Raw genomic sequence first — 11,313 nt, forward strand, 5'->3', positions numbered from 1 at the left:
TGTGGAGGCCATGAGGGCAGGAGAGGGGTCCGGGCTACTGCCGGGAGCAGGGTTCCGGGACGCGGAGGCCGAGGAGGACGGACCTTGCGAGCAGTGACGGGACGTCAATAGGTTCATGCGGAGCGGGTACCGGAATGGTGCCGTCCTAGACGTACGCACGGGGGAAGGAGTCTGCGACATGGCATGGGACGAGTGGGAGCAGCTGAAGGCTTCGGCGGCCGAGAAGGACACGGCCCGGATGCAGCTGAACGGGCTGCCGCCGGACGACGGAGGCGGCTCGTCCGGTGCCGGGGCGGGCGATCTCAAGGTGTCGCAGACAGATCTCGCCGCGATCGGCGACAAGGCGTACAAGCTCTACAACCGCCTGTGGACGGAGGCCCGGGTCGCCCTCCCCACCAGCGAGAAGGCGGGCGAGAACCTCGCGACCCAGGGCTTCGCACTCGGCGGCGCGCTCCGGCACGTCGGGAACCGCTGGGAGAAGCAGCTCGCGTCACTCATGGACGCGTGCGCGCACATCTCGAACCACATGGACTTCAGCGGCAAGACACATCAGGACGACGATCAGTTCATCCGGCGGAACATGAGCAGCATCGAGACGCTGGACAAGGGGTTTGACGAGTCGTACGGCGACCGGGGCGACAGGAAGGCGCAGGGGAACTGATGGATCTCGAAGCACTGCGTTCCGCCAAGTTCACCGCGCTCGACGAGGCGGTCTCCGACTGGTCAAGGATGATCACCAACCTCAAGGACTTGGAGAAGGACGCCCGGGAAGGGCTCAGGGGGCAGGCGAACAAGGCCGACTGGGCAGGTGTGAATGCCACAGTTTCCCGGGAGTTCATCGGCAAGACGGCCGGTGAGTTCGCCGACGCCCAGTCCCAGGCGACCTCCATCCGGAACATCCTCAGGGACACGCGCGACGAACTGAAGGACTGGCACCGCAAGCTCAATGACGCGATCGAACGCGGCCGGAGCAAGAACCTCACCGTCACATCCACCAGTGGTGGCGGCTTCACCGTCACGATGATCGTCCACCCCGACCGGGTCGCCAAGGGATCCACCGTCCCCAGTCACACCCCCGAGGACACCACCGCGCTCCGTGACGAGATTCAGGTCATCCTCGACGGAGCCACGGAGAGCGACAATTCGGCGGCTCAGGTTCTCAAGGCTCTGGTCGATCAGAGCGAGTACGGGTTCTCCGAGGCGAACTACCAGGATCGTGATGCCGCCGCGAATGCCGTCAAGGCGGCGGAGAACATGGCCGCGATCATGAAGAAGGATCCGCACGATGTCACCAACACCGAGCTGAGCCGGCTCAACAGCACGCTCGCCACGTACAAGAACGATCCGCTCTTCGCCGAGAAGCTCGCCCTGGATGTGGGCCCCAAGAAGACGCTGGAGTTCTACGCCGGTATCGCCGACCCCTATCAGGGTTACGGCTACGACCCGAAGCGCGGGGAACAGGCCAAGCAACTCCAGAAGAACCTCGGCATCACCCTGGGCACCGCCACCCTCTCCGACAGCACAAAAATGGAGAAGTGGGAGGATGACATGGTGAGGCTGGGACCGGACCCACTCGGGATCGACGATGCCAACGACCCCCGCGGTTTTGCCGTCATGAGCAATCTGATGCGCTTCGGTGACTATGACGACGAGTTCCTCAACGACTACGGGAACCGGCTCGTGGCCTTTGACAAGGAACACAACGTCAAGGACCTCAGCCCATGGGTCAACAACTGGAACCAAGGCGATCTCAACTACTGGGGCAAGAACGACCGCGGTCGTGATCCGATGACCGGATTCCTGGAGGCACTGGGCCATAACCCCGGTGCTTCGACCGAATTCTTCGCGCAGCCTGACGGGGCGGGCAACACGGTCGACAAGGAATCCGAGGTCAATGAGAACCTCAAGTACCTGACGAAGGAACGCATCTGGCTCTCCGACGCTCCGATGATGGGTGGAGACGACAAGGTCGTCGCCGGGCGGGATGCTCTGGGCCACGCCCTCGAATCGGCCACCACCGGCCACGCGTTCGACGCACAAGCGATGTCCGGCAAGGAGCCCATGACACCCGGCAGCGGTGATCTCCGCACCGCGGAGACGGCAGGAGTCATGGAGCAGATCGCGTATCTCTACGGCAGCGAGGACGGGCCGAAGATGCTGCACAGCCAGCCGGAGCTGGCGGACAGCCTCGGAAAGATGGGCGCTGCCTATATTGATGACATCAACTACAGCCTGTCCGGAATCGGGGATCACTCCAAGGACTCGGGAGACTTCCCCGCGAAGTACGCGGGTCGGGCGGACTTCGGAAACCAGGGAGCCATCAACTTCCTGAGCGTGCTCGGCCAGAACGAGACCTCGCACGGTGTGGTGACCTCGGCCCAGCACCTGTACACGCTGAGCGTTCTGGACGCCAACCCCGCCACGAGCGACGCGAATGTGGACCACGCCAGGGACGCTCTGGCCATCGAGGCCGAGGCACGAGGAATTCTTGATCACTCGCGGGTCCAGCAGGCCGAACTGACCTACGGAGCAAACTCCGAGGAAGCGAACAAGTCCCTCGGCCGATCGGCCGACTGGGGAAAGTTCGCCGTGGGCGCTGTGGTCGGTGTGGGTGTGGCCGCTATTCCCATTCCCGGGTCGACGGGTGCGGCCATCGCCATCGCCCCTCTTGCCGCGGAAACCGTCGGCGGCGCGGTCAACACCTTCCTCGGTCAGCAGATCGACAAGGGGGTCGACGGGGCCCAGGCCGATCCGCGCGAGCAGGCACAGGTGACCAGTCAGAAGTTCTACCAGGAGGGAACGGATTCCCTCGGATCGAGTTACGACGCCTATACGAAGAATAATCCTGAAGTTGCCCAGCAGGGGGATCGCGAGCAGTGGAAGGACCAGGTCAAGGCGGGCTACTTGGGAACCGGTTCCCATGAGAACGACTTCCGCGGACGGCCCGCGTACAAGGAATGACGGAGCATGGGACTCACCTTCGGAAATGATCGGACGCCTGGCCGGTTCGGCGTGGTGTCGAAGTGTGCTGCCCTCGGCCTGGTGGCCGCCATGGGTGTCTCGGGGTGTACACGGGAATCAAAGGAGACACCCACCGGAAGCACGGCGAGCGAGATCTGCCAGGCGACTCTGGACACTTCCGCCGCGGCGGCTCTCAAAGAAATCTCGGGCACCGATCGATTCACGGAGTCGCCCGGTGAAGGTACATCAGGCGAAAAAAGCCGGTTCTCCCTTGAGAAGGCAGCCGACGGTCTCCACAAAGCAGAGTCCGAGCGAAGCTCATGCGTTGTCTACAAGGCCGACGGTAAGAGTGACACCCCGTTGATCGAGGTAGATTTCGAGGCGTCCCTCACCCACCCGGATTCCCGTGAACCTGTGACCGACAACCCGGATGAATACACCTATTACCCGATAGGAGTCTACGCCGCCACAAAAGCAGACCTGTCGGCGTCGCTGTACTTCCGGTGCCCGACAAAGGGCGGGAAGGGAAACACTCCCTATGTGAAGGCCGGCCTGTTCAGCCCCGGCAGGCTCGTCGGTGACTCCACGAGCAAAGAGCGGATGACCGTACTCAACGCGATCGCACGCAAGCTCGCGGGGCAGTTGGGGTGCGCCACAAGCGCGCGCCTCCCCGCTGAGGTCCCGGAGCCGGTTGCACCCCGATAGGTGCTGCGGGCCAAGGTGCCCGGTCGGCGACCCTGCACTCACCTGCCCATAACGCGCCGACATGCAGGAACGGCTCGTTGAAGGCGCGGCAATGAACAGAGCAGGGTGGGCATCTCCCGCGCATGCCCACCCTGCTGTCTGGGTGTCCTCAGTTCTGGAACGGACCTGCTAGAAGTAACCGGCGGCCTTCTTGTCGCCTGCCTGGTACGCCGGGCCCGCCTCGCGGACGGCCTTGGCGATGCCCTTCAGGGCCGTGTGGATCTGGCGGGTCTCGTGGTCCCACTTCTTGTGGGCCGCGTCCGCCGCCGTCTTGGCCTCACCCTCGAAGGTGGCGGAGACGCTGCGGATCTTGTTCTGAAGGTCTTCGAGAGTCTGGTCCAGACGCTGGGCCTGCTTCTCGATGGTTGTCGCCGCCTGGTCCAGCGAGGAATAGGTGACGAGCATGAGGCCGTCGTTCGCCTGTGCCATGAGTCCTCCAACTGCTTTCTGTGTCCGGTGTTCTGCTGTGGCGCGGAATGCCGACGTGCTTGTCAGTAGCTGGCGATGTTCGACTGCGCGGCCTTCGTCGCACCGGCGTCACCGGAGAACCCGGCGGTGACGTCGACGCCCTGCAGCGCGGCACGAACCTCGTCTTCGGTGTTACCGGCGGTGGTACGGGTGACCTGGATGGCTTCCTGGAAGTTGAGCAGGAGCTTCGCGATGCGCACCATGCCCTGGTTGATCTCGGCCTGCTTCACATCGAAGGCACCGGCGCCGATGCCCTTCCAGGCGCCCTCCAGGCTGTCGATGACCCCCTGGAGGTTCTGGAGCTGCCCCTTGACGTCCTCGAACTGCCGAGAGATCTCATCCTGGAAATCCTTGAGACTCTGATCGCCGACCTTCTGGACAGATGACATATCCCGGTCTTCCTTTCCCTGTTTCCACTGTGGGGTGATTCATGTTGGCCGGCCGCGATCAGGCGCTGCGGCGCCGGATGACGAAGAAGGCTGCGCCCGCGAGAACGACGACCACGGCGACTCCGCCGAGGATGAGACCCAGTGAGCTGTCGTCCTCGGCGTTCTTGCCGGAGCCTGTCACGACGGCGTCGCTGGTGGGCTGGTCCTTCGGGGGCTGTGACGAGGCTGGTGCAGACGGAGCAGCCGACGCGGGAGGGCCGCCTGTCTTCTCATTGGTCAGAGGGCTGACATCGGCCGGGCCGGGGTCGCCCTTGCCATCGAGAATGATCTGGCGCGGACGGATCAGTCCATGGCCGAGGTAGTTGCTACGGGTGCCCTTGGCCCAGTCCCGGGCGGCCGTGTCGATGAGCGCGTGGAGAACTTGATTCGCGGTCCAGTCGGGGTGGGCGGACCAGATGAGGGCTGCGGAGGCGGAGGCGATGGCGGTCGCCGGACTGGTTCCCCCGCTGTCGCAGTAGCTCCTGAACTTGGTATCGCACCAGGCAGGAATGTCATTCCCTGGTGCGGCGAGGTCGACGTTGTCTCCGTGCTGTGAGTATTCGGCCACCTTGCCCTTGCTGTCCGCCGAAGCGACGCCGACAACGTCGGGGTAAGCGGCGGGATACTCAGGCTTGTTGCCCTCCTCCGCGTTGTTGCCGGCAGAGGCAAAGAACAATTTCCCTTTGCTCTGAGCGTACTTCGCCGCAGCCCGCGTCTCCGGACTGGAGAACTCGCTCCCCATCGACATGCTGATGATCTGGGCATCGCTGTCTGCCGCGGCCCGAATAGCGTCCGAAGCGTCCTGCGCGTTCACCTTGTTCTTGTTCTGGAACTCGGTATCGGAGACCCTCATCGGAATGATCTTCGCTCCCGGAGCGAGACCGCGGAGACCACCGCCCTTGCCGGTACCCGCGATCAACTCGGCCATCGTCGTCCCATGGCCCTCGTAGTCGTCCGTCTCCTCGCCCTTGGCGCCCGTAGCATCAAGGCCCTTCAGCACCTGGCCCTTCAGCGAGGGAGTGGACGCGTTGACGCCGGTGTCGATGACAGCGACCTTGATGCCTTGGCCGGTGGTGACCTTCCACATCTCCTCGGCGCGCATCGCATCCAGGTACCACTGCTGCGGCTGCCCGGGCGCGGCCACCGCGACCGGAGCCGCGTTGGCCGTGCCCGCCGTCCAAACGCCAACCGCGGCCAGCGTGCACAGCATGCCCCGAGTGAAACGGGACCTGCCGTGCTTCCGCGTCTGGCGCATTCCTGCCGTCATCCTGGCTTCCGAACCTTCCCTGTGCGCCTACTCGATGACCGGCGGTACGGCACCACGCCGCCGAGCCGCCCACGTCTCTTCGTCTTCCGTCAGGTAGTCCGGTCGTGTCGAACCGGTGTCTTCGTCTTCCCTGTCACCGGACTGGTTCTGACGGGGTCGGCCTCCCGCAAGACCGGCGCCGCCGGCTGTGAAGCCTCCTGTACCCGGACGGGAGCCGCTGCCTCCGGTGCGCGGGGTGCCGACAACTCCGTTGGTGCTCGGAGTGCCCCTGCCCACAGGGCGCTGGGGCGTACCCGCGGGGTTGGCTCCGACGACGCCGGCCTGGCTCGGCCTCGCCGTGGAAGGACGGCCCGAGGCCGCGCCCTCGCCGCCGACGACCGTCCCCCGCGGAATGCGGGAGCCGGTTGTGCCACCGGTGGTCCGCTGGGGCGTGCCGCCAACGATCCCGTCCGCCCGGCCCGTACGAGAACCGGGTGCCGTACCCCTTCCCGCACGCCCGGCCATCGGCTGTCCGGCCATGCCCGCGCGGCCGGCCATGGGTGACTGTCCGGCGGTGCCTCCGGTGACGCCACCGGCGCGGCCGCCGACGGCGGATCCGGCGCCCATGGGTCCCGTCGATCGTCCGGCAGCTCCCGTGCCGCCCGCCGCTCCCGATCCACCGCCCACGACGCCGCCCCGGCCGGCCGCGCCGGCATGTCCGGCTGCGGGGAAGCCGCCGCCACCCGCTCCCGAGCGCCCCACCGCGCCGACACCTGGACCCCCACCTGCCTTGAAGACCCCCGGGGCCCGTCCGGCCGGTCCCGCGGTGTTGGGTACGGGATTTGTCATACCGCCCATCGGCGGCACCGGACCGCCCGGACCGGTGGACGTCGGCACGGTCGGTGCCGCATTCGGGGTCGTGGGAACGGAGGGAGGTGCCGCGACGCTGTCGATCTCCATCGAGGTGTTGCGATCCGGGGCGGTCGGGGCCGTACCGGTGATCTCCGTACGGGGCGCGTCAGCTGTCGAACGGGGATCCGAACGATGTTCAGAGACCGAGTGGGGCGCGCGTTCACCCGAAAGCGTGTTGCTCCTGGAGCGCTCGGCCGGGAGCTTCTCACGCCCGCCGAGCGGCGGAGGGACTTCAGCCTTCAAAATCCTGTCGAACCGCGGCGCTTCCTGCCCCGCCAGCGTCTCCTCCGACACCGCGTAGAACGACGCCAGCCGGGTCATCTGATTGATGGCCTCCTGGCGGTTCTTCTCCACCTTCACGGCCTCGTCGTATTCGGGATTTCCTTCGACGCGCTTCGGCGCCTCGATCGTGTTGACGTCCTGCTTCTTCACCCGGGTGTCACGCGGAGGCATCGCCTTGCGCACCGACGCCAGGCCCGTCCCGGCCACCGTGATCTGGGTGCCGGCGACATCGGCGAAGGAGCCCAGGGTCCGGGCGTGGTCGGCGAGGGCGCGGCCGAAGGAGCGGAACTCGTTGCCCGACTCGCCCTTCCACTCGACCTTGTCGACATAGTCCTGGAGCTCCTTGGCGGCGCTCCTGAGGGCGTCCCTCGCCTTCCACAGGGCGGTGCCCGCGTTCTCCAGGTCGGCCGGGTTGGAGTTCTCGACCAGGTCGATCATCGCGTTGAGCTCATGGGCCTCGAAGCTGGTCCGGGCGAAGGGGCCCGGGCCCGGGCTGCCGAAGAGGCCGCCCACGATCGAGGTGACCTTCTGGGTGAGGTCGGTCACGCCCAGCTGGGTCTGGACGCGCGCCAGGTCCTGCTCGCGCTGTGCCTCGGGGCTCAGTTCCTGGGGCTCGTTCTCAGTCATCCGTCACCACCCGGAGTCAACGGTCTTGTCGTCGGTGTTCTGCGGCGCGGGCTTGAGCGCCTTTCGCTCGCGCTCCTGCGCCGCCTCGCGCTCCTGGTCCAGACGGGCACGGATCTGGGCGAACCGCCAGCGCCTCTCCTCGTCCACGTTGTCGAGACCGACCTCCGCGGCGTGTACGGCGATGCTCAGGCACTCGATCTGGTCGCTCAGGGTGCGGGAGAGCGAGACGAGGGCCGCGTGCACGCGGTTGTACTGGCCGTACAGACCGTCCGCCTCCGCGAAGGGGGTGCTGGGCCCGCTCAGGGACGTACGGGAGACCGTCTGCGCGGCCACCTTCGTCCTTCCCGCCGCGCCGTTCTCGAAGTCCGCCAGCAGGGTGTTCACCCGCTGCTGGAACCGCTTCAGCGCACCGACGCCCTTCTCCAGGTCACTCGCGCCGTTCGAGGCTCCGACTCCACCACCCTCTGCATCGAGCACGATGCCCGTTCCTCCCCGTTTGCTCCGGCTGTACCACGTTGCGATCGTGCTGAATCGGCCATCATCAACTGGCCTTACACCACTCTAACCACTGGCTGTGACAGTCCCAAGTGTCTTATCCGCCACGCGACTTCGCTGGTACGACACCCTGAACGACGTCCCCGGACCCCTGTGCGGTTGCAACCGACACCTCAATCATGTCCTCATCATTCACACCTGTTGGCCACCGACCTTTTACGGGACCACAACACCCGCTCAGCTCCCGGTGATACGGCCGGACCGGCGCCTGGCGTCGCGCAGCGCCACCGCGCTGCCGGTGATCGCGGCGACCAGGACGCCGCCGCCGATGACGACGTAGGTCGCGAGCCGGGCGTCACGCTCCTCCGCGGTCTCGCCGAGGTTGAGTTCGGCGGGGGTGGGGGCCTCGGCCCGGGTGACGCCCTCGTCGGCGACGGGGCGTTCGATGGGCTTGTCGTCCTCCGTCAGGGCGCGTACGGGGTCGACGACGCCCCAGCCGACGAGACGGTCGTGGCCGGGGGTCGAGCGCTCGGCCGTCTGCTGGATCTGGGCCACGATCTGCCGCGGGCTCCAGTCCTTGTGCTTGGCCTTGACGAGGGCGGCGACCGCGGCGACGTAGGGGGCGGAGAAGCTGGTGCCGTTGTCGGCGCAGTGGCCGCCGCCGGGGACGGTGGTGACCATGTCGACGCCCGGGGCGGCGACACCGACGAAGTCGCCGGACTGGGAGAAGGCGGCGCGTTCGTTGTTGCGGTCCGAGGAGGCGACGGCGAGGACGCCCTCGTAGGAGGCGGGGTAGGTCTTCTTGACGTTCCCGCCGAGGCCGTCGTTGCCCGCCGAGGCGACGACCACGACGCCGCGTTCCAGGGCGGTGTCCACGGCCCGCTTCAGCGCGGGGGCGGGCTCGACCGCATTGGCGGTGTCCTGGGAGATGTTGATGACCCCCGCGCCCTTCGCGACGGCCGCGTCGATGGCCTTCGCGAGCGTGGCGGCGGTGCCGTTCCCCTCGGCGTCGTTCTGCTGGATGGGGATGATCGTCGCGTCCGGGGCGAGGCCGACGAAGCCGGTGCCCTCCGCGGGGCGGGCGGCGATGATGCCGGCGACCTTGGTGCCGTGGCCGACGACGTCGGTGGTGCCGTTCTCGGCGCCGCGTTCGAGCTTGTTGCCGTTGTCGTCCTTGAGGTTCTTCGGCAGCAGGTTCATTCCGCTCTTGACGTCCACAGCCTCCTTGAGCTGCGGATTCCGGATGTCGACCCCGGTGTCGATGACCGCGACCCTCACCCCCTTGCCGGTGGACTGCTTCCACAGTTCGTCCAGGAGTACGCGCTGGAGCGCCCACGGGCGGCCCTTGTACGGCTTCCCGGGGAAGGTGCACTGGGTCGTCTCCGCGGCGGCGGGGGCCGTCGGCGGGCCGATGAGGGCGATCGCCGTCGCCGCGGCCACCGCGAACGACCGCCGGACGGTACGCGCCCCGGCCCGCGAGGCGCCGGAGGTCCCGTCGGGGAACCTGCCGCCGGAACCCTTGCGCGGGAGGCGCGGGAGGCGCGGGAAATGTGGGAGGCGTGAGATGTACGTCGTCACCGGACCGCCCTCACGAGCCCTGCGGCTGGTTCGCCGAACCGGTCGACAGCCGGGGCCCGGTCGGGAGGAAGGCGGACCAGGCGGCCGGGACGGGCAGCGGGTCGACGTCCTTGTAGCCGAGCCTGTTCTGCGCCTGCTGGGCCTCCTGCATCCGTTCCTGCTTGTCCTGCTCCGAACCGGAGGAGCCAATACCGGAGTCGTCCGTGGCACTGTCGCTGTTGGACTGCATCGCGTACCGCAGCCCGGTGTCGGTGACCAGGAACAGGAAGCCCGACCTCGTCGTGGAGCCCTTGAACTGGCGGAACAGCTGGCCGGAGCCGGGGGTGACATAGGCGCTGCTGGACCCGGTCGGCAGGACCGCGGGGAAGTCGGTGCCCGCCCAGGTGCTGAGCGTGGTGGCGCCGTTGTCCTCGTCCACCTCGCGCAGGACGTTGCACACCGTGTTGCGGCTTCCCTCCTCGGTACCGGCCGTGTTGACGGGCCTGGGGGCATCGGTGGGCCACTTCTTGTCCTGTCCGAACGCCTCTCCCGGCTGGAACGCGGCGGCGCTGACGGATGTCGCCCGTCCCGCCTGGCCGAGGTCGATCAGCTCCCGGCTGTTGAGCAGCAGCTTCGCCGTGAAGTCGGAGACGGGGGCCACCCGGCCCTTGAGGACCACGTACTGCTGGTTCCTCGTCGCGTCCGTGGCCGTGAGGATCATGCCGACCTTGTTCACCCCGGCCTCCAGGCTCCCGGGGACACCGGCGGGCTCGCCCGGCGTCCCGGTGATCGTGGGGAAGGTGATGCGGTCGCCCCTGTGGAGGGTGTCGAGCCAGGCGGCGGAGACCCGCTGGGCCACCCGGCCCTGGCCCACCAGCTGACGCAGCAGCAGTTCGTCGTTGTCCACGGGGTACGCGGTGCCGCCGGCGTCGACGATGTGGCGGACCTCGTCCGGGCCCTCCACGTACATCAGATCGCCGCCGCGCAGGCGGCTCGCGCCCTCGGTCTTCCCCTCGTCGCGCTCGGCGAACACGAAGGCCGCCTTCTGGATGGCCCGGCCGCCTTCGCCGGGCCGCTCGCAGACGGCCCACCGCTTGGCCTTCCCGGCCTCCTTGGCGGCGGGCAGCCGGTCGGGGGCGTAGGGAATTCCGAGAGTCGCGCCGTGCGGGATCTTCCCCTTGTCGAGGACGGACTCGTCGACGTTGATGACCTTTCCCTTGTCGGGATTCAGGAGAAGTTTCGCGGAGGACATGTTGAGAACCGGATGGAGCTGTTTTCTGCCATCCGTCTCCAGCACCACATAGCGCGTGGTGGATTTGCTGGCGATAATGACGTTCTCACCGGGCTTGTCCCAGCCCTTGGGAGCGACCGGCTTGAACATTCCCCAGGCGCCGAACCCCGCGAGAATCACCACACCGACGATCGCCCCGGGCACCACCGCGCGCAGCGGGCGAGGCGCGCCTTCCTCCGAACCGGTCGCGTTGGGCTGCAGGAACTGCGCGATCAGCCGTCGTTTCGCGAAGGTGTAGGCGTTGAGTTCGTCCCGACGTGATGCCATCTGTCCGCTGTCCCTCTCCCCGCTGGGCGGCCGGG

The 11,313-nt window shown here is 67.2% G+C and carries 10 protein-coding genes; 3 read left to right on the forward strand and 7 right to left on the reverse strand.

Translation table 11 applies throughout. The features are described 5' to 3' along the window. Nucleotides 1-178 precede the first annotated feature (178 nt). The 3 genes from ACFYT4_RS31920 to ACFYT4_RS31930 are packed head-to-tail and all read left to right on the forward strand — an operon-like array spanning nucleotide 179 to nucleotide 3,666. On the forward strand, nucleotides 179-661 hold the full coding sequence (locus ACFYT4_RS31920) for a hypothetical protein (protein WP_389276929.1): 483 nt from the start codon (nucleotides 179-181) through the stop codon (nucleotides 659-661). Next, complete coding sequence (locus ACFYT4_RS31925; protein WP_389276932.1) at nucleotides 661-2,961, forward strand: hypothetical protein; 2,301 nt, start codon at nucleotides 661-663, stop codon at nucleotides 2,959-2,961. Before ACFYT4_RS31920 ends, ACFYT4_RS31925 begins: the two co-directional genes overlap by 1 nt. 6 nt (nucleotides 2,962-2,967) lie before the next feature. Further along, nucleotides 2,968-3,666 carry a hypothetical protein gene (locus ACFYT4_RS31930; RefSeq protein WP_389276935.1) on the forward strand — a complete coding sequence of 233 codons (699 nt, stop codon included), beginning with the start codon at nucleotides 2,968-2,970 and terminating at the stop codon, nucleotides 3,664-3,666. A gap of 168 nt (nucleotides 3,667-3,834) precedes the next feature. On the opposite strand, the gene ACFYT4_RS31935 is transcribed toward ACFYT4_RS31930, so the two are convergent. The 7 genes from ACFYT4_RS31935 to eccB all read right to left on the reverse strand — a co-directional run bounded on the left by ACFYT4_RS31935 (nucleotide 3,835) and on the right by eccB (nucleotide 11,278). Then, entirely contained in the window at nucleotides 3,835-4,134 is a 300-nt protein-coding gene (locus ACFYT4_RS31935) for a WXG100 family type VII secretion target (protein ID WP_389276938.1), read from the reverse strand. 62 nt (nucleotides 4,135-4,196) lie between these two features. Beyond that, entirely contained in the window at nucleotides 4,197-4,562 is a 366-nt protein-coding gene (locus ACFYT4_RS31940; protein WP_389276941.1) for a WXG100 family type VII secretion target, read from the reverse strand. 58 nt (nucleotides 4,563-4,620) lie between these two features. After that, nucleotides 4,621-5,868, reverse strand: coding sequence for a type VII secretion-associated serine protease mycosin (mycP, locus tag ACFYT4_RS31945; protein ID WP_389276944.1), 1,248 nt, complete (start codon nucleotides 5,866-5,868; stop codon nucleotides 4,621-4,623). Nucleotides 5,869-5,895: 27 nt separating this feature from the next. Continuing rightward, entirely contained in the window at nucleotides 5,896-7,668 is a 1,773-nt protein-coding gene (locus ACFYT4_RS31950) for a hypothetical protein (protein ID WP_389276947.1), read from the reverse strand. A 3-nt stretch (nucleotides 7,669-7,671) separates the two neighbouring features. Then, a complete protein-coding gene (locus tag ACFYT4_RS31955) occupies nucleotides 7,672-8,145 on the reverse strand; it encodes a hypothetical protein (protein WP_389276950.1) in 474 nt (157 codons plus the stop codon). Between the two features lie 255 nt (nucleotides 8,146-8,400). Continuing rightward, nucleotides 8,401-9,603 carry a type VII secretion-associated serine protease mycosin gene (gene mycP, locus ACFYT4_RS31960; protein WP_389276953.1) on the reverse strand — a complete coding sequence of 401 codons (1,203 nt, stop codon included), beginning with the start codon at nucleotides 9,601-9,603 and terminating at the stop codon, nucleotides 8,401-8,403. A gap of 148 nt (nucleotides 9,604-9,751) precedes the next feature. Next, nucleotides 9,752-11,278, reverse strand: coding sequence for a type VII secretion protein EccB (gene eccB / locus ACFYT4_RS31965; RefSeq protein WP_389276956.1), 1,527 nt, complete (start codon nucleotides 11,276-11,278; stop codon nucleotides 9,752-9,754). Nucleotides 11,279-11,313 lie beyond the last annotated feature (35 nt).

This window comes from Streptomyces sp. NPDC004609, from assembly GCF_042873655.1.
GTDB lineage: Bacteria > Actinomycetota > Actinomycetes > Streptomycetales > Streptomycetaceae > Streptomyces.